We start from the raw sequence: 17,419 nt of genomic DNA on the forward strand, positions 1-17,419 counted from the left end.
GGAAATTCTCAGCTTGCAAACGGCTTCGTCGGTCCGCTGGATGGTTGCGTAAACCAACGCGGGCCGTCCGCCGTCATATAGATATGATCCTCGAGCCGGATGCCGAATTTCTTCGGAAAGACGATCATCGGCTCGTTTGAGAAGCACATGCCCGCCTGCAGCACGGTCGTGTTGCCGCGCACGATATAAGGCTCTTCGTGAATTTCGAGGCCAAGGCCGTGACCGGCGCGATGCGGCAGTCCCGGCAGCTTGTAGTCGGGGCCAAGCGAGTGTCTGGCGAGTACAGCGCGCGCCGCATCATCCAGGCTGGAGCAGGCAGCGCCCAGCTTTGCCGCGTCGAAAACGGCCTGCTGCGCCTCCCGTTCGATCGCCCATGCATCCTCGAAGGCGCTATCGCCGCTCTTCAGCTTGTAGGTCCGCGTCAGGTCGGAATGATAGCCGTCGATGCGGGTACCGGTATCCGCCAGAATCACGTCATCTTCGCCAAGCGTCTGATCGCCGTCGGCGCCGTGCGGCAGGGACGTGGCTTCGCCGAAGGATACGATGCAGAAGGTCGAGCCACCATCGGCACCTGCCTCGCGATGCCGCCGGTCGATGAATTCGACGACTTCCGACGCGCGAATTCCCGGCTTGAGCAAGGCATGAGCCTGTCTGTGTACGTCCAGCGTCAGGTTCATGGCATATTGAATAAGCGCAATTTCGGCCGGAGACTTGATGCGGCGCAGACCGTTGATGATCGGCCCGCCATTCACAAGCCTTTCAGCTCCAAGCTCGGTCGCCAGGGCGTTGTAGAAATAAAGCGGCATGCTGTCGTCGAGCGCCAAGATGCCGGCATTCCCGAGCAAGCGGGCGATCAATGCCGCGCTGCTCTCTTCCTCCTGCCATTCAACAATTTCCGCCGGCAGATGCGGCAGGGTTTCCACCCTGCTACGCTCAAAGCCCGGTACGATGTAGTAGAGTTCTGTCGGCGTCACCAATGCGCCGAGAAACCGCTCGCTCGCGTGCCAGACCAGACCGGTAAAGTAGCGGAGGCTTTCGGTCGGCCCGAGCAACATGCCGGCCAATCCCTTTGCATCGAGCAGCTTTCGAAGACTCGAAAGGCGCTGTTGTCTTTCCTCCGCGGTGATCCGGGGTACTGGATGTTGCCACGACATTCCTACTCTCCTTAATGATCGTCGCTCTGCATAGCGTGATTATCGCAACATGCTGAGCAGCGCCGACATTATCGTTGCGGTGAGGCTTGTGTCGACAAAGAAAATACAAATACAACCACTTTCGCGAAAGCCTGCAGCCGCGTTCGATAGCTAAATTATCTGACAGCGCGAACACGGCTCCAGTGGTTCACTGCTCTCATCGAAGCAACCGATGGAGTATCGCCATGCAAGCCACAAACATCATCACCTCTTCCGAACCGGCCTGCGCTTTCCGCAAGGCTCGACGCTCGCCTTTCTCGGCGCTGCAGGATCTTGCACGTATGCTCGCACGCAAGATGGTCGAGCGCAGGAACCGCAATGCGCTTCTGGAACTGTCGGACGATCAGTTGAAAGACATCGGCCTTTCCCGTGGTCAGAATGGGAGCGATGTCCATATCTATAGCCGCTACTAAAAAGATGGCGCAGGATGTGCTAGGCTCCGCTGGTGCGGCGGGCGTCAACGCCGGGATGGGGAACTTCGGCATGTCAGAAATTTCGACCGCCTTGCTGCTGAAGACGAAAACCGTCCTCATCCGCGATATCGTCTGCAATGGCGAATGCCGACATAAGAGCGGCGAGGAATGCGCCCACAAGACAAGCCTTGTCTATCCCTATCGTGGCGTCTTCAAGCGCCACGTCGACCAGAGTGATGCCGTTGCGGAAGCAAACCAGGTATTGTTCTTCAATAAGGGACAGGGATATCGGATCAGTCATCCTGTTGACGGCGGCGATTCCTGTCTCGATCTTAGTATAGACGAGAGCGTTCTTCACGAGCTCGCGCCGAAAGAACAAGTTCAGTCCGGCGAAAGCGTGATCTTCAGTCGGCAGCACCGACGCATAGATCCGCGTGCGCAGGCGCTCGTGGCGATGCTTCGCCATGGGCTCAGCCGCAATATAGCCGAGAGCCTTGAGGGCGAAACGCTGGCGTTGACTTTGGTGCGCCGCTCTCTCGGCGAGCGGACGTCACATGCGGCCGGCGCAAGTTACGGCCGGCAGAAGCTTGTCGACAGGGCAAAGCTCGTTCTGTCTTCCGATCTTGCCCGGCGCTGGACGCTTGCGGAGATCGCCAAGGATGTCGGCGTCTCGCCCGTCTACCTGACACAGGTCTTCCAGCAAGTAGAAGCCATCCCTCTTTACCGCTATCAGCTGCGGCTTCGGCTGGCACGCGCGCTCGATCTCCTCGGCGCTTATGACGACCTGACCATGCTCGGGCTCGATCTCGGTTTTTCCAGTCACAGTCATTTCAGCGCCGCGTTCAAACAGACCTACGGGCAGACACCGGCCGAATTTCAGCGCTCCGTGCAACTGAAGCCCAAGCGCTACGCGGTTCGCTAAAGATTCCGACAGCGCCGACATGATGATCGGTGTTCTTATGATCCTGCCCCGGCAAGGGGATCGATCAGGAAAGGATCACGAGATGAAGAGAACCACATGTGCCGCTTGCGATTGCGAACTCGGCGCCGAGACCATTAAGGTCAATCTCGGCGGCAAATTGGTAGAGGTGTGCTGCGAGGAATGTGCGGCCGCCTTGAAGGAGGCGGATCAATCGACATCTGCTGCCTCCGGAAGCAGGGAATAGCAAACACCGTGGAGAGAGCTGTCGCCAAGCGACAGCTCTCTCCCTCTAGGAGCTGCGATTGGCTCCACACGTCGCTTGTTGTTACACCAGAGACGAACTTTAAGGCGACAATAGAGGAAATTGTAATGAAGCATTGCTGTCGGGCTATCGGCAAACTTCGTTCGCAATATTCCCCTTGCGGGAAAAGTTAGGAAACATATCGACGTATTGCATTCATAAGGCCCCATTAGCTTTTGCCGCAGTTACTCGTAGCGAAGGCATTGATTATGAAGAAACGACTTATCGTCGCGGCTTTATTGGCAACGGCAATTGGCGGCGCAACCGCTTCGGCTTATGCAGCCGGTGCAGAAATCGCATCCGACGAACAAAAGCCTGCAGGCGCCGAGACCGCGCAACCGGGTCCGGTCGGCCCGCCATCGGACGGCTGGTATTTCCAGGACCGTCATCCCGAAGGGCCAATGATGGCCTTTGGTGGCGGCATGCCCATGCCCCCGGGACCTCCGCACAGACCGAACCCGGCCCTGATGATCGCAGAAAAATTGTCGGCGCTCGAGACCTTGATCGGTGTGCGCAGCAACCAGCTCGACGCCTGGCGGGATTATACCAGCGCTCTGATCGATCTCTTGACCCCTGCGAAGAACGAGTTGCCGGAGCCACCCGCCACCGATGACGCCGCTGCATCCCAGACCGCCCCTCAGGGCGACGGGCAAGCTCAGCTTTTCGGAGAGCGCCTGGCCGATCGCGTGCTGGATCGTGCCGCGAAAGCCAAGGTTCTCAAGGACAAGGCTGTTGCCCTGCGCAACGTGCTGAACGCCGATCAACTCGCCAAACTGGCGGACGCGGAGCGCTCGCTTGTTCCCGGCCCGCATCCGTTCCACTGATCATCAATGGAGGGTCTTTCTGGGCGAAACCCTCCATCTTACCACGACAGACCATTTCCTCTCCGCTTCCAACCAATCGAGATCCCCCCGGACGCCCCTGTTGGTTGGAAGGAGCGGCCCTTAGCCGGGCCGAATGGTCCGGGAACGCCCCGCCCGGCGCTCCCGGACCATTGGCGTGTGAGCACCGCCATCCTTCTTCGCAGAGGAAAAGCAGTGGTCTTCCTCATGCTCCATGTCTTCCTGGCCCAATCGAGGCCAGCGCATAGGATCAACAAGCCAGGGATGGAAATCTTGCCGATATATTTGCGCTCAAACACGGGACCGTCGAATATTGCTATTGCCGCCATATTCGTCGGAACATTGACAAGCTGTGTCGTAGGGCCGGATTATAAGACGCCCGACCTTGCCCTGCCGACACATTGGGGCAGCAAGACGTCGAAGAAAACACAGCCGCCGCAATTGTCGCAATGGTGGAAACGGCTTCGTGATCCCACGTTGGATGCTTTGGTTGAGGAGGCCGTCGCAGGCAATCTCGATGTTGCAACAGCGAAAGCAAAGATACGCGAAGCTCGCGCGACCTATCGCGAGCAAAGAGGCGCACTTCTTCCGACCGTTGAGGGGACAGCATCGGCAACGCGCAACCGAACGGCTGCCTCCGACGGCACCCCTGCCAGCGTCTACAATGAGTACGAGCCGGGATTCGATGCAAGCTGGGAACTCGACCTGTTCGGCGGCAACAAACGTGCCGCCGAAGCTGCGAAATACGGCGTCGATGCCGCGGAAGAGGATTTACGCGATACGCTGGTAACGCTCGTCGGGGATGTTGCTTCCTATTATGTTCAGGCCCGTGAGTATCAAGCCTTGCGTGACCTGGCGCAGCGCACCGGCGTCTCACAGCGAAGGACGGCGGAACTCACGCAAGCTGAATTCGAGGCCGGGACAGCAACAGCCATTGACGCTGCGAAAGCAGCAGGCGAGGCGGCCGGCACCGAGGCAGATATTCCAACCTATGAAACCTCCTATGCGCAGGCAGTTCATAAGCTTGCCGTACTCCTTGGTAAGCCGCCAGCAGCCCTCGACGAACGTCTAAAGACCGGCGGTGCCATTCCACGACCGAAGCTTGATGTCTCGGCAGGTATTCCCGCCGATATCCTCTTGTCCCGTCCTGACGTTCGCAGTGCCGAGCGCCAACTCGCACAATATACCGCCAAGATCGGTCAGGCCGAGGCAGATCGCTATCCTTCAGTCTCGTTGACGGGCAGCATCTCATCATCTGCCACAAGCATTTCGGACCTTGGCAAGAAGTCAACGATCGGCTGGTCGTTCGGCCCATCGCTCACCGTACCGATATTCCAGGGTGGCCAGCTCAAGGCTGCGGTGGATGTCGCCAAGGCACAACGCGACCAATATTATGTCGCCTACCAGTCCGCGGTCTTGACGGCTATGCAGGATGTCGAAGATGGCATTGTGTCACTGACGCAAGAGAGACTGAAAAACGCCAAGCTTGTCGTTTCCGCCGCATCTTATCGCAAGGCGGCAGACTTATCCCACGAGCTAAATAAGGCCGGCGCAGTCGATTACCTTAACGTGCTTGATGCGGATCGCTCACTCTATAGCGCCGAAAGCTCGCTTATCCAAAGCACCGCAAATATTGCTTCAAATTACATTTCCCTCAACAAGGCGTTGGGTGGCGGCTGGGCCGGACAGGTCGATGTCTCCACGCCTGTCGTCGTTGACGCCGATACGGGTCCCCATCTGGCCAAGGTCAAATAATCTCATGCTGAACACCCTGGAACATAAGGCACCGCCGACCGTCAGTCCGAAACATGCCAAGGACGCAAGTTCCCCTCCCGCCAGAACGCTCCCAAAGCGGAGCATCAGACCGCGGCACATGCTCTATGCAAGTCTCCTCGCCCTTGCCGCAATCGGCATTCTCTCTTTCCAATACGGTTATTTCGACCGGCAGACGACATCGGCCATCACGGCGCCGGTGACGCGAGGCAATGTCGAGGAAGCCGTACTCGCATCTGGCACCTTCAGGCCGATCAAGCTGGTTGCAGTCGGCGCACAGGTCTCCGGTCGGATCACGGCTGTTCATGTCAAGCTTGGCGATACCGTCAAGAAGGACAGCCTTGTTGCCGAAATCGACTCGACCACACAGAGCAACGACCTGAAGACCGCTCAAGCTTCCCTGGCGAACGTTAGGGCACAGCGTCAGGAAAGCGAGGCCGATCTTGAAAACGCGCAGACGACGCTCGTCCGCCAGCAGACGATCTTCCACAACCAGGCAGGCTCCAAGGCGGACCTCGACAGCGCGGAAGCGAGCGTCAAGAAGATCACTGCCCAAATTGCCGCTCTCGACGCGCAAATCACATCGGCCGAAGTCGCAGTGGAAACCGCGCGCGCCAATCTTTCCTACACGCGCATCACAGCGCCGATGGACGGTACGGTGCTCGCCATCGTCAACCAGCAGGGCCAGACGGTGAACGCGGCGCAATCGGCGCCGACGATCGTCATCCTCGGACAAGTCGATACGATGATCGTTCGCACCGAGATCTCCGAAGCCGATGTCGTCAAGATCAAGGTGGGGCAACCGATCTATTTCACCATCCTTGGCGATCCGAATACCCGGTATGAGGCCACGTTGCAGTCGATCGAGCCGGCACCTGAATCGATCACCAGCGACAGCAGCATCACCTCGTCGTCCACCACGGCGTCATCAAGCAGCAGCACGACATCGTCATCCTCCACCTCGGCGATCTACTACAACGGTGTGTTTGCAGTGCCGAACCCCGATAATTACTTTCGCACCTACATGTCGGCGGAGGTTCGTATCGTTCTCGGACAGGCCAAGAATGTACTCACTATCCCCTCATCCGCATTGGGCGCCAAATCCGCCGAAGGATCCCGCGCTGTTCAGGTCTTGAGCGACAACGGCAAGAGGATCCGCCGCAACGTCATGGTCGGCCTCAACGACAACGTCTCTGCCGAAATCCTCTCTGGTCTCTCCGAGGGAGAGAATGTCGTGGTCGGCGAGGCAAGCACGGCGACCACCAAGAGCAGCAGTGGCGGCCCTCCCCCTCCAATGGGGTTCTGACGCATGCCTTCTCCGATTATCGAACTGAAGCGCGTGCGCCGCGAATATCAATCCGGGGACCGCACGATCGCGGTCCTGCAGGACGTCGATCTTTCCATCGCCGAAGGCGAAATGGTCGCGATCGTCGGGCCTTCCGGCTCGGGGAAATCCACGCTGATGAACATCATCGGTCTATTGGACCGTCCTACTGCCGGCACCTATGCGATCGCCGGCGAAGAGACGCATCGCCTAGACAGCGATGCGCTCTCCAAACTGCGCAGAGAGCATTTCGGCTTCATCTTTCAACGCTATCATCTGCTTTCCGAGCTGACGGCGATCGGCAATGTCGAGGTACCGGCCATCTATGCCGGGCAACCGGGTGAAACAAGACGATCGCGCGCGGCAGCGCTTCTTGAGCGGCTCGGCATGAGCGAACGAAATGGCCATCGCCCAGGCCAGCTTTCGGGCGGCCAGCAGCAGCGAGTTTCGATCGCGCGCGCCCTGATGAACAACGGCAACGTCATTCTTGCCGACGAGCCCACGGGCGCCTTGGACCGGCAGAGCGGCGAGGAAGTCCTGCGTATTCTTGGCGAGCTCCATGGCGAGGGCCACACGGTCGTCATCGTCACCCACGATATGAATGTCGCCGCGCGCGCCGATCGCATCATCGAGATCTCCGACGGACGGATCGTTGCCGATCGACGTACGCGCAGCGAAGTTCCAGCATTACAGGCCTCCGCTACCGCGGCCGGCATCGCTAAATCCGGCTGGCGGGAGATGGCCGGCCGGCTGACGGAAGCCTTCCGGATGGCGCTCCTTGCACTCAAGGCCCATCGACTGCGCACGTTCCTGACCATGCTCGGCATCATCATCGGCATAGCCTCGGTCGTCAGCGTCATCGCGCTCGGCGAGGGATCGCAGCGCAAGGTTCTGGAAAATATCAATAGCCTCGGCACCAACACGCTGGAAATCTTTCCCGGCAAGAGCTTCGGCGATACGCGCTCCGGCCGCATCAAGACCCTGGTGGTCGCCGATGCCGATGCATTGGCGAAATTGACCTATGTCGCCGCCGTTACGCCGACCGTCTCGACCAGCAGCACCGTGCGATTTGGCTCGACGGAGGCGAACGCCCTCATCAATGGCGTGGGAGACGCGTATTTTTCCGTGAAGGGGTCGAAACTCGTCACCGGCAGGTTCTTCGACGCGGATAGCGTGAAGCGCTTGTCGCAGGATGCGGTCATCGATCAGAACACCGCGACGACCTTGTTCGCCGACCGGGGGCTCGACCCGCTCGGGCAAACCATTCTCGTCGGCAAGGTTCCCGTGCGCATCATCGGCGTCATCGCCTCCCAGCAAGGTGGCTTCGGCTCAAGTGATAATCTTTCCGTCTATTTGCCCTATACCGGCGTTCAGGCCCGCCTGCTGGGTGACATGTCACTGCGCAGCATCACGGTACGGGTCGCCGACAATACCGAAAGTTCTGCGGCTGAGGCGGCGGTCACGCAGTTTCTGGAGCGCCGCCACGGCACCAAGGATTTCTTTATCCTCAACACCGACGATATTCGCCAGACCATCACCAGCACGACGCGGACGATGACCCTGCTCGTCTCGGCAATCGCCGTCATATCGCTGCTGGTCGGAGGTATCGGCGTCATGAACATCATGCTCGTCTCGGTGTCGGAGCGTATCGCCGAGATCGGCGTGCGCATGGCAGTCGGCGCGAGACGTCATGACATTCTTCAGCAGTTTCTGATCGAAGCCGTCCTCGTATGTCTGCTGGGCGGTGTTTTCGGCATCGCGACGGCGCTCGGCTTCGGCTTCGCCTTCAACTATTTCGGATCGAACTTCACACTCGTCTATTCTGCAAGTTCGATCATTCTGGCCTTCGCATGCTCCTGCGCGATCGGCCTGACCTTTGGCTACCTGCCGGCCCGCAACGCATCGTTGCTGGACCCTGTTGCGGCATTGTCAAGAGATTGATATTTCAAGGAAAAGTCAACGGCGGAGCCGGAAAGCAATCCGGCTTCGCCATTCGTGTTGGGGGCGTCATGGCGAAGCCGGGTATGCGGGGCGACCAAAGCCTGCTCGAGCCAAGCTGCTGATCGACCACGATTTTACATCAGTTACCGGCACCGACATTTCTGAATGTTGCTGAAACAAGGCATTTTGGCGAAATTTAATGTCTCGGCTTTTCCGCCGGCGCGAACTATTTGATAAGTTCTGTAATCTTACTTTCAATATTGGTTTATGTAGAATTTTCGAGAGTTCTACGCAAGTAAAGCCTGTTTGATCGCCCAGATGTTCCGTCAGCCGATCCCATCCCCGCATGGGATGGCCAAGCTGCGATGCTACGATAATTTGAGTCGCGTCGCTCGTGCTAGCTTGCGACCTTCGCCCCGGCGCTCTTGAACGACACGACCTGCTCCAATCCACGCGGCTGACGATTACGCACCGTGATTTCGCCCCCGAATCGGGTAACGATCTCACGTGCAATAGCCATGCCAAGGCCGGCTCCCGGAAAAGATCTTTGCCTTGCGATGTCGATCCGGAAGAAGGGTTCGAACACCTGATTGAGCCGATCCTCCGGAATACCGGGCCCGGTATCGACGATCCGCACAACGGCTCTATTGCCAAGATGCGTCACCGTCACCGTCGCCGATTGGCCGTGCGTTGCCGCATTGATGAGCAGATTCCGCAAGGCTCGGGTGACGGCGAGAGGGCCTGCGCTGATCGTTGCCTGCTCCAGTTCGCCGCTCGCGACGTTCATATCGATCGCTTTCAACTCGGTGACGATATCGCCGACGATCTTGTCGAGCCTGACCTGCTCCAGACTGTCCTTGGAAATCTCCTCCCGGACCAGCCCTATCGCGCTGTCGGCGATCCTGTCGAGCTCCTCGAGATCGGCAAACCACTTGCGCCGCTCTTCATCATCCTGGATGAACTCGGCTCGCAGGCGCATCCGGGTCATCGGCGTCCGCAGATCGTGTCCGGCGGCAGCAACAAGCCGCATGCGGCTTTCCGTGGCAGCCTTCACCCGGGCCGACAGGCCATTGAGCGCCTGCGCGGTCGCGCGAATTTCTCCCGGTCCGCTTTCCGCTATATGCGGCAGGGTGCCGTCGGGATTGATCGCCGCCGCCGCCTCTTCCAGCAGACGCAGCGGCTTCATGATCTTCGAGGCGGCAAAGATGGAGACGAGCACGCTGCCGATGATGATGAGACCGAGCCATCCCACGAGGATTTTCCACCCGCCCGGCGGCGGGCCATGGTCCGGCATCGGCATGATCAGCCAGCTGCCGTCGGAAAGTTTTAGCGACGCGATCATCTCGCCCGTCGACTGGCGTACTATGACGGCTTCGCGCATGCCGGATATTCGAAGCAGGGCTTCCATCAGGAAGCGGGACAGTTCCTCGTCGCGTTGGCCTTCAGCGGGTGCGGGGGTAACGACCAATCCCGCCGATGCCGCAGTGGCTCTGTCTTTCTCTGCGAACGTGGCAAGAATGGAAAGCTGGTGGGCCATCCGTTCGATCGTCATGTCCGGCCGCGGTCCGCGCATGACGAGGCTTGCCACGAAAGACGAGGAAATGACGACCAGAACGATGGCGGTCATCAAAAGTAACGCTAAGCGCGCGCCGAGCGACCTCATGAATCGCCTTTGATGGCCGTTACCGGAACGACGAGCTGATAGCCTCCATTGCGGATCGTCCTGAAGATGGGCTCCTCTACCGTTTCTCCAAGCTTGCGGCGCAACCGGCTCATGAGGACGTCGATGGAGCGATCAGCCGGATCGCGATCACGTCCCTGCGTCAGGTCGAGCAGCTGATCACGCGACAGGAGCCGACCGGCTCGTTCCAGGAACGCCTTCAGAAGGTCGAATTCGGCGCCCGTCAGCGAAATCACTTCGCCGTTCTCTCTGCTGACCCGACGAAGCTGTGGGTCGAGCATCATGCTCGCGAACTGATAGCGCCTCTGCTCGGGCTCCAAGGAGGAGTCTTCGTTCGTGCGGCGCAGGACCGCACGGATGCGCGCGGCCAGTTCGCGCGGATTGAACGGCTTGCCGAGGTAGTCATCGGCGCCGATCTCGAGACCGAGAATGCGATCTATATCTTCTTTCAGAGCGGTCAGCAGAATGACCGGCACCCGAGGACGGCGATTTCGCAGATCGCGGCAAAGATCGAGGCCAGACCCGTCGGGAAGCATGACATCCAGGACGAGGAGATCGGGATGACGTCGGTTGAGCGCATCGTTGCATCCGCGCAGATCGCTTGCCGTTGATACGCGGAAACCCTGCTCCTCAAGGTATCTGCTTAGGAGGGAGCGTATTTCGTGGTCGTCATCGACTATCAGAACATCGGGTGCGGCATTCACGTTCATAGGATTCATTCCGTTTTCTCAATTCTTATACAAACTATGGATTGCCTGAAAAGAAGGGTTTTGCGGCGCCAATACGGAAAAATCTGAACGAGAAACGTTCGTTTACAAAATTCCCGGTACTGGAAATATTGGGTAACAAAATAATGCGCGGAAAACGGAATCCGCTGCCGATGACGCGTCAACGCGTCGAAAGCCGTTGCTCACCCGCGGTCGTCAAAGCCAGTCCGCCACACGGCTGTCAAGCCGCCCGCAGCCATTCGACGCTCCAGGCGGAAAGCCGCCCTTCAATGGCACCGCTGTCCATCATCAGCCGAATTTCGATCGGCGTACGTGGGTCAACAATATTGACCGGCACCGCCGCCTCGAAAGAGCCAGTGCCTTCCGGGCAGACACGCAGCCTCCCTAGCAATTCGGCAGCATGTACCTCCAGGGTGAGGATCTGCCCCTGACAATCTTCGTCGACATCGAAGGCAAATTTCGCATTCCAGCGGCCTGGCGGCAAGTGAAGATAGGGGCCATAGATGAGGCACCGGGCTCCTCCGGTGAGGTCGACAAGATCGTCCAGTGCCTGCCCCAGGCTGTCGCCTGACAGAAATGTCTCTTGCGGCCAGAAAATCGTGGCGCGCGAGCTTTCCCGGCGGTCGAATTCCAGAGGGCGGAGAACCTTCCTTGCCGTCTCGCGCAGTGCCTCGCTAACCTCCGGGACAGCCTCCTGCGGCATCAGATATCCCGCGATCACCGCCGCCGCAGCCTCCTCCAGTTTCGGCGGCTCGGCATGCGACGGCTGTCCGGCAGGCGCCATTCCGACATGCAGCAGCGCATTCGCGATTTGCTCAAATTTGAGATCAGTACTGAAATGCCGGTCTATCGTCTTCAAAAGCAGATCTATGCTGCCCTTTTGACCGATGTCGTTGCGACGCAAGACCAGCCCTCCGGAAGCCCCCGCCAGGGGCTCGAGGCAGGCAAGGCTGGCCGAGACGGCCCTGACCAAGCCGATATCCCGCTGCTCGGTCGCTCGAGCCAGATATGAGACCGCGTCGAGCGGATCCTCAAGAAACAACAGAAACGGCACATTGACCCTGAGGATCAACTCCGAAAGCCTGGCTTCCGGAAATTGCGAGACGAGAACCGCATGCATGCCGGATCGCGCTACGACATGCTGCTTGAGGTCCTCCACCGTGTCGGTTGCGATGATCGCGTAATCGCCGAAGGCTTCGCGGGCCAGGGCATGCACCGCGGCAACACCCCACGAGGACATGACGCCCGGCATCCCGAATGCAAAGAGGATGGTCATGATCCGCTCTTTCTGCGGTTATCCGTTGAAGAGGCTGTCATAAAGCGCGCTCACCTTCTGTTGATATCGATCCGTGGAAAAACGGGCGGCCTGCCTGGGGCCGGACTTGGCAAAAGAGGCACACAGCCCGTCATCCTGATCCAGACTGACGATCGCCTTGCGCATCTCCTCCGTGTCATAAGGATCGACCAGCAGCGCGGCATCTCCGGCTATTTCGGGGATCGATCCCTCCGTAGAGCTCAGAACCGGCGTTCCAAGCTGCATGGATTCCAGCACCGGCAGGCCGAAGCCTTCGTAAAGCGACGGAAACAGCACCGCCCGCGCTCCCCTGATCAGGCTGATCAGCAAGGGATAGGATACGAAATCGAAGCGCTGGATCTGCCGTTGCGGCAAGATGCGGTCTTCCGCGCGAAGATAGAAGCGAAACCGGTCATCATCGATGAGCTGCCGCGTTTCCTCGCCTTTCCATCCCGGAGCACCGACGATGATAAGCGGCTTGGATGTCTTTGCGGCGAGATAGGCCTCGATCAGCCGTGAAATGTTCTTCTTCGGCTCGAAAGCGCCGAAGAAAAGGAAATAGCCCTTCCAATCGAGATGGAAGATGCCGGCGACTTCATCCGCAACCACATCGACCGGTTTCTCGCGAAGTCGCTCCGGCACGTGAACGGCCTGATAGGTATTGCTGACGCGTGCCTCATCGGCACCAAGAACCTTGATAATATCGGCCCGCGACGTTTCGGATACCGTCACGATATGATCCGCCCGCCGGACCAGGGAGCGCAGCATCTTGTAGTGATAGCGCTTGTCGTCCTCGGTCAGATAGGGCAGCCGCAAGGGAACCAGGTCATGGATCGTATAGATATTCAGCGCCTTCCTAACCGCGATCGGCATCGGATAGGTGCAATGGAGAAGATCCGGCCGAGCCTCGAACTTCATTGTGAGATTATTGCCGTAGCGCTTGAAATGATGGCGCGCGAGATGGAACAAGTCGCTGGAAGCATAGGCCAGGGCCGCATCGCCGAGTTGCGCCTGAAGAGATTTAAGAATAACCGTCCCGCCGAGTGGGATCGGAACCGGTCTCACACCGAAGGGCGCGGCAATGCGACGGCGCAGCCAATGCCGAGCTTCGGATAATGCTCCGCGCGGGCGGGCGCCGGATGCATCAAAGAGAACAACCTCCCGCAATACCGGGTCTTTCGGAACCCTCCCCGGAATTCCGTAGACAACCCCGGTCTGATAACCAAGCGAACGCGAAGCCGAGAGCAGGCTGCGGGTATAGGTCGCAACACCTGTGCCCTTTTGCAGAGAAAGATTGAGGCCGTCGTAAAGGATCGTCTGGCTCACTCCCATCTCTCCTTCAGCATCTGGAAATCCCTCGTCACTCTCAAGCCGGCTTGTCACGCGACAGGACGAGCAGCGAATCGTCGGCCCCGTATTTCGAAAGCAGGTCTTCGCTGGTGATGGGAACCGCCTCGCCGCTGAAATCGAGGCGCCGCATTGCTCCGTAGATGCCGGCTAGCCGTTCGAGAAAACCGGATGCGTCGGCATAGCGGGCAGGATTGAATTCGACCACGAGCATCGGCTTATGGCGGGCAATGGTCTCGGCCATTCCTTCGAGTATGACCTCCTCCGCCCCCTCCGCGTCGATCTTGATGAAGTCGACACGCGAGCAGGAGGCGCTCATCTCGTCGAGGGTCGTCAAGGGGACCTTGATGACGACACCGTCCTGTGCGCGAGGTTGAAACAACTCCGAAACGATCAGCGCATTCTTCGGCTCGTTATGGGGTACATATAAGGAGGCTTCATCCGATATCGTTGCACCAAGCGCTGATGTTTCGATCCGCGTCCGTCCGAGCAGCCCGTTGAGCTCGACGCTGCGACGCAGGAAATCGGCGGCATGGGGATTGGGCTCGACGGCGATCAATTCGCCCCTTGTGCCGACGAGCTCGGCAAGCAGAAGGGAGTAGTAGCCAAAATTCGCACCGACATCGATCGCTGTCATACCGCGCTTGACGTTGCGCGCGCAGAACAATGTCAGCCAGATCTCCCAAAAACCGTCCAGAAGAACATGGGATCCGAAACCTCTGTCTCGGGTGTCTACATAAAGCTTGTAGCGGCCAAGCACGCGCACCAAAGCCGTGTGGTTTCCGAGGTAGGCGCTGTTCACGCGCTGCAAGATGGCCGTTTCGGCCTGATGGCGATCGAACGCCATCAATTCATGAAGATGTAGCAGTGCCGAAGAACTCATTGTACCTCTCTCGTTCCTGCATGCCCGTAACGCATTCCGCAGGCCGGGCAACATCAGGAAACTCCCTCGAATCCAGCGAGCTTAACCGCCTCCGGCCTGTCCCCGCCCTGCTCAGTCGTCTTCAGTTTGCTGCCGACGCGGATATCCCGACCGATGCTGCCGATAGAGCCGTTCCGGTAACCCCCTGGAAGAGGCCCATGAACTTCTGGATATCGATCGACGAGGCATTGGAGATATAAATTATATCTCGCGGCTGAACCTCGAAGTTCTGCATCGCAAGCAGCGTCGAGCCGTTTTTTAGGTTGAACCGATATACGATCGGGACAGGTCCACCACGGCGCAGCAACGGATTGCTCGGTGCAACGATGCGGCGGGCAACCTCAAGCGCCTCGTAGCGGAAGAGGAAGACGCCTGACGCGTCGGCGCGGGTATCCTGCAAGCCTCCCGCACGCGCAACGGCATTCGCCATGGTCAAATGCTGAACGCTGAAGGGGACTTCGCCATTCTGACCTGATGCGCCAAGAATCGTGTAAGTAGTCGGCTCGCGCACGACAGTGACGACGTCTTCGGGCCGCAATCTCACGTTTTCGCGCGGATTTTGAACAATCGCGGTAAAAGGCAGATGCATTGTTCGCCCGCCACGCGTCAGGTAGACGACGCTGTCGTTGACGCCGGCGCGCAGTCCTCCCGCGGCGGCAATAGCATCGAGTACTCGGCTGCCGGCGGGCGAAAGCGCGACGCGCGCACCGCCGGCCACCTCGCCTGTAACCGTGACTGTGTTCGACGAGCTTTGCTGGACGGTCACCAACGCCTGTGGCTGCACCGCCTTGCCCATCAGGCCGGAAACCACCGCCTTTTCGACCGAAGCCGGAGTGCGGCCAGCAGCCGTGATCCGGCCCACATAGGGAATACTGATTGTGCCATCGCTGTTGATGGTTTGCGGCGGGATCGTCACTGAACTACCCGTCGCCTGTTGCTGCCCCGAAGCGCTCGAAGCCATCCCGAACAAGCTCCCCGGAGGCGCTTCCCAAAGGCTGACGGAAACGACATCACCAACCGCGATCCTGAGGCCGGGATCGCGTGCGCCCTCACCGAAATATGCCGCGAAGCTGGCTACCGGTCGAGCGACGCTCTTGACCATCGCCGTCGACGTCACATCAACAACCGCGAATGGTGGCATAGCGCGCGCGGCCGCTTCCTCCAATATGCGGGAGGCCTTGGGGCCGGCCTCCGGTAGTCCACAGCCCGTAAGAACGCAGGCGAGAACGCACAATAATCCGAACTTCAACGGCATCGACGATCCTGAATGGCATGGAGGCAGTTTTGGCGAGGTATTCTCGCGCGAGGCAGGCTAGGCCGTTCCGGCATCGTCGCTGCGCTCCCGGGTAAAACGAAGGATCGACGAAGGACTGGAGCCATAAGCGTGCTTGTAGAGCACGGAGAATCGCCCGGGATTGGAGAATTGCAGGCTCATGGCGAGATCGGTGATGCTTTCGGCCTGACCACCCTTGATGGCGCCATGCGCCGCAGCCAGCCGGTAGTTGCAGAGGATTCCCATGGGCGTATCGCCACGGTAGGTCTTGAACATGCGTTGCAGCGCTCGCGGGCTGCAGCTCGCGGCGTTCGCGAGATCCTCCAGCATGATGGCGTTGTGCAGATTGTCGCGCATGAACGCCTCCGCCCTCAGGAGCTGCCGTGGCGCGTTTTCAAGCGTGCCGCGATTGAAGGCATCGGACAGATTGTGCGGCAGCTTGGCAAACAGCTTGACCAGCAGGAGTTCGCTGTAAGCCTTGGCGAGCATCATCCGTTCGGTCTGGCGAGCGGTCGTCAAATCCTTCTCGGCCTGGCGCAGCGTTTGATAGAGCCCTTGCGCGCCGCCTTGACGGAAGCTCACCGGTGCCAGCGCAAATTCCTGCACATAGGGCTTGCCGGTCAGCTCCTCGAAATGCTGGCGGATTACGGATTCCGGGATCTGAAACAGCAGCCAGGAGCTGCGCGGCTTAATCTCCAGCCGCTTGCCCGCCCGATCGCTGATGCTGGCGACATAATTGGCAGGAATGCGCAAGGACTTGCGCATCCGCCGGTGATTGATCTCTATTTCCCCCGCGAGAACAAATACGATGCTGACGCGCGGCAAGTCCTGCTTCGCGGTTCCCTCGAGGCCGGCCGAATGCTCGGCGCTTATGATCGAGGCCGACTGAAGCGGTTGCTTGCTGAATTTGAAGGAATAATCGCCTGAGGTTTCCGAAGGAACCGCCCATTTCCAGTTTGGTTCAAGCATGTCAAGGTTGCGAATGATTGCATCCCGGGAATACACCTCGAAAGTGCCAACGCATTGCTCGACAACTCTTTCCAACATCGCCATCCGCTAATCCTACTCAAAATCTCAGGTTGCATATTAGCCATCGCTAACACGTGATTTCTATCTAGGCTACTTTTTTCTAGCGTTCGTTTTGACGACTCCATTCCTTTGCTCTCGCGCCCACTTCGAGAAGCAAGACCATTCATCGCAAGTTGCATTACTTATAATTAAATTAGCACGATGAATTTTAGCGCGACAGTACAGATAGTGACGATGTTATACAGATTCCTACCTCTTCGTAGCGCGGCCACAGGTTGAAAATCCCGAGCGACGATATCGGACAAAATAATCGCTCTCGGCAAATATATTCGACATGTCTACGGGCACAGGTTGCAGAAGTAGTTACTAATTTACCTCGATCGAATTGTCGGAGGTTTGTTGCGTGCACAAGGTCGGCCGGTAAAATGGAGTAGCC

Annotated in this window: 15 protein-coding genes; 7 read left to right on the forward strand and 8 right to left on the reverse strand. The window is 58.8% G+C overall.

What is annotated here, in order from left to right; all coding sequences use genetic code 11:
• Window positions 1-8: 8 nt before the first annotated feature.
• Complete coding sequence (locus JJQ51_RS28370) at window positions 9-1,154, reverse strand: M24 family metallopeptidase (RefSeq protein WP_145634143.1); 1,146 nt, start codon at window positions 1,152-1,154, stop codon at window positions 9-11.
• A 224-nt stretch (window positions 1,155-1,378) separates the two neighbouring features.
• Here JJQ51_RS28370 and JJQ51_RS28375 point away from each other — a divergent pair, with 224 nt between their 5' ends.
• From JJQ51_RS28375 to JJQ51_RS28405, 7 genes are all read left to right on the forward strand, one after another.
• Window positions 1,379-1,606, forward strand: a complete 228-nt coding sequence (locus JJQ51_RS28375) for a DUF1127 domain-containing protein (RefSeq protein WP_269245564.1) — start codon at window positions 1,379-1,381, stop codon at window positions 1,604-1,606.
• Window positions 1,607-1,676: 70 nt separating this feature from the next.
• Window positions 1,677-2,528 (forward strand): helix-turn-helix transcriptional regulator, encoded by an 852-nt coding sequence (locus tag JJQ51_RS28380; protein ID WP_269245565.1) that lies wholly within the window; start codon window positions 1,677-1,679, stop codon window positions 2,526-2,528.
• Window positions 2,529-2,610: 82 nt separating this feature from the next.
• Window positions 2,611-2,772 carry a hypothetical protein gene (locus JJQ51_RS28385; protein ID WP_269245566.1) on the forward strand — a complete coding sequence of 54 codons (162 nt, stop codon included), beginning with the start codon at window positions 2,611-2,613 and terminating at the stop codon, window positions 2,770-2,772.
• 266 nt (window positions 2,773-3,038) lie between these two features.
• Entirely contained in the window at window positions 3,039-3,653 is a 615-nt protein-coding gene (locus JJQ51_RS28390) for a hypothetical protein (RefSeq protein ID WP_269245567.1), read from the forward strand.
• 282 nt (window positions 3,654-3,935) lie between these two features.
• Window positions 3,936-5,426, forward strand: coding sequence for an efflux transporter outer membrane subunit (locus JJQ51_RS28395; protein ID WP_442967351.1), 1,491 nt, complete (start codon window positions 3,936-3,938; stop codon window positions 5,424-5,426).
• Between the two features lie 118 nt (window positions 5,427-5,544).
• The gene (locus JJQ51_RS28400; RefSeq protein ID WP_269245568.1) at window positions 5,545-6,750 is read left to right on the forward strand and encodes an efflux RND transporter periplasmic adaptor subunit; all 1,206 of its coding nucleotides are present in this window, start codon (window positions 5,545-5,547) and stop codon (window positions 6,748-6,750) included.
• A 3-nt stretch (window positions 6,751-6,753) separates the two neighbouring features.
• Window positions 6,754-8,709: a MacB family efflux pump subunit gene (locus JJQ51_RS28405; RefSeq protein WP_269245569.1), complete on the forward strand. Its 1,956-nt coding sequence runs from the start codon at window positions 6,754-6,756 to the stop codon at window positions 8,707-8,709.
• Window positions 8,710-9,106: 397 nt separating this feature from the next.
• Here the strand turns inward: JJQ51_RS28405 and JJQ51_RS28410 are convergent, their stop codons facing one another.
• The 7 genes from JJQ51_RS28410 to JJQ51_RS28440 all read right to left on the reverse strand — a co-directional run bounded on the left by JJQ51_RS28410 (window position 9,107) and on the right by JJQ51_RS28440 (window position 16,923).
• Window positions 9,107-10,372, reverse strand: coding sequence for an ATP-binding protein (locus JJQ51_RS28410; protein WP_269245570.1), 1,266 nt, complete (start codon window positions 10,370-10,372; stop codon window positions 9,107-9,109).
• A complete protein-coding gene (locus JJQ51_RS28415) occupies window positions 10,369-11,100 on the reverse strand; it encodes a response regulator (protein ID WP_269245571.1) in 732 nt (243 codons plus the stop codon). Before JJQ51_RS28415 ends, JJQ51_RS28410 begins: the two co-directional genes overlap by 4 nt.
• 238 nt (window positions 11,101-11,338) lie before the next feature.
• A complete protein-coding gene (locus JJQ51_RS28420; protein WP_113332672.1) occupies window positions 11,339-12,394 on the reverse strand; it encodes a hypothetical protein in 1,056 nt (351 codons plus the stop codon).
• Window positions 12,395-12,412: 18 nt separating this feature from the next.
• Window positions 12,413-13,744, reverse strand: coding sequence for a glycosyltransferase family 4 protein (locus tag JJQ51_RS28425; RefSeq protein WP_113351152.1), 1,332 nt, complete (start codon window positions 13,742-13,744; stop codon window positions 12,413-12,415).
• 34 nt (window positions 13,745-13,778) lie between these two features.
• On the reverse strand, window positions 13,779-14,642 hold the full coding sequence (locus JJQ51_RS28430; protein WP_246661131.1) for an FkbM family methyltransferase: 864 nt from the start codon (window positions 14,640-14,642) through the stop codon (window positions 13,779-13,781).
• 121 nt (window positions 14,643-14,763) lie between these two features.
• Window positions 14,764-15,936 (reverse strand): polysaccharide biosynthesis/export family protein, encoded by a 1,173-nt coding sequence (locus tag JJQ51_RS28435; RefSeq protein ID WP_113351150.1) that lies wholly within the window; start codon window positions 15,934-15,936, stop codon window positions 14,764-14,766.
• A 57-nt stretch (window positions 15,937-15,993) separates the two neighbouring features.
• Window positions 15,994-16,923, reverse strand: coding sequence for a helix-turn-helix transcriptional regulator (locus tag JJQ51_RS28440; protein WP_229002144.1), 930 nt, complete (start codon window positions 16,921-16,923; stop codon window positions 15,994-15,996).
• Window positions 16,924-17,419: the final 496 nt, after the last annotated feature.

Source organism: Rhizobium sp. AG207R (assembly GCF_027109195.1).
GTDB classification, from domain to species: domain Bacteria; phylum Pseudomonadota; class Alphaproteobacteria; order Rhizobiales; family Rhizobiaceae; genus Rhizobium; species Rhizobium dioscoreae.

What these genes read in the sequence shown, in the direction of transcription:
- JJQ51_RS28370 (WP_145634143.1), bottom strand. Translation starts at nt 1,154, where the DNA reads ATGTCGTGGCAACATCCAGTACCCCGGATCACCGCGGAGGAAAGACAA.
- JJQ51_RS28375 (WP_269245564.1), top strand. Translation starts at nt 1,379, where the DNA reads ATGCAAGCCACAAACATCATCACCTCTTCCGAACCGGCCTGCGCTTTC.
- JJQ51_RS28380 (WP_269245565.1), top strand. Translation starts at nt 1,677, where the DNA reads ATGTCAGAAATTTCGACCGCCTTGCTGCTGAAGACGAAAACCGTCCTC.
- JJQ51_RS28385 (WP_269245566.1), top strand. Translation starts at nt 2,611, where the DNA reads ATGAAGAGAACCACATGTGCCGCTTGCGATTGCGAACTCGGCGCCGAG.
- JJQ51_RS28390 (WP_269245567.1), top strand. Translation starts at nt 3,039, where the DNA reads ATGAAGAAACGACTTATCGTCGCGGCTTTATTGGCAACGGCAATTGGC.
- JJQ51_RS28395 (WP_442967351.1), top strand. Translation starts at nt 3,936, where the DNA reads ATGGAAATCTTGCCGATATATTTGCGCTCAAACACGGGACCGTCGAAT.
- JJQ51_RS28400 (WP_269245568.1), top strand. Translation starts at nt 5,545, where the DNA reads ATGCTCTATGCAAGTCTCCTCGCCCTTGCCGCAATCGGCATTCTCTCT.
- JJQ51_RS28405 (WP_269245569.1), top strand. Translation starts at nt 6,754, where the DNA reads ATGCCTTCTCCGATTATCGAACTGAAGCGCGTGCGCCGCGAATATCAA.
- JJQ51_RS28410 (WP_269245570.1), bottom strand. Translation starts at nt 10,372, where the DNA reads ATGAGGTCGCTCGGCGCGCGCTTAGCGTTACTTTTGATGACCGCCATC.
- JJQ51_RS28415 (WP_269245571.1), bottom strand. Translation starts at nt 11,100, where the DNA reads ATGAACGTGAATGCCGCACCCGATGTTCTGATAGTCGATGACGACCAC.
- JJQ51_RS28420 (WP_113332672.1), bottom strand. Translation starts at nt 12,394, where the DNA reads ATGACCATCCTCTTTGCATTCGGGATGCCGGGCGTCATGTCCTCGTGG.
- JJQ51_RS28425 (WP_113351152.1), bottom strand. Translation starts at nt 13,744, where the DNA reads ATGGGAGTGAGCCAGACGATCCTTTACGACGGCCTCAATCTTTCTCTG.
- JJQ51_RS28430 (WP_246661131.1), bottom strand. Translation starts at nt 14,642, where the DNA reads ATGAGTTCTTCGGCACTGCTACATCTTCATGAATTGATGGCGTTCGAT.
- JJQ51_RS28435 (WP_113351150.1), bottom strand. Translation starts at nt 15,936, where the DNA reads ATGCCGTTGAAGTTCGGATTATTGTGCGTTCTCGCCTGCGTTCTTACG.
- JJQ51_RS28440 (WP_229002144.1), bottom strand. Translation starts at nt 16,923, where the DNA reads ATGCTTGAACCAAACTGGAAATGGGCGGTTCCTTCGGAAACCTCAGGC.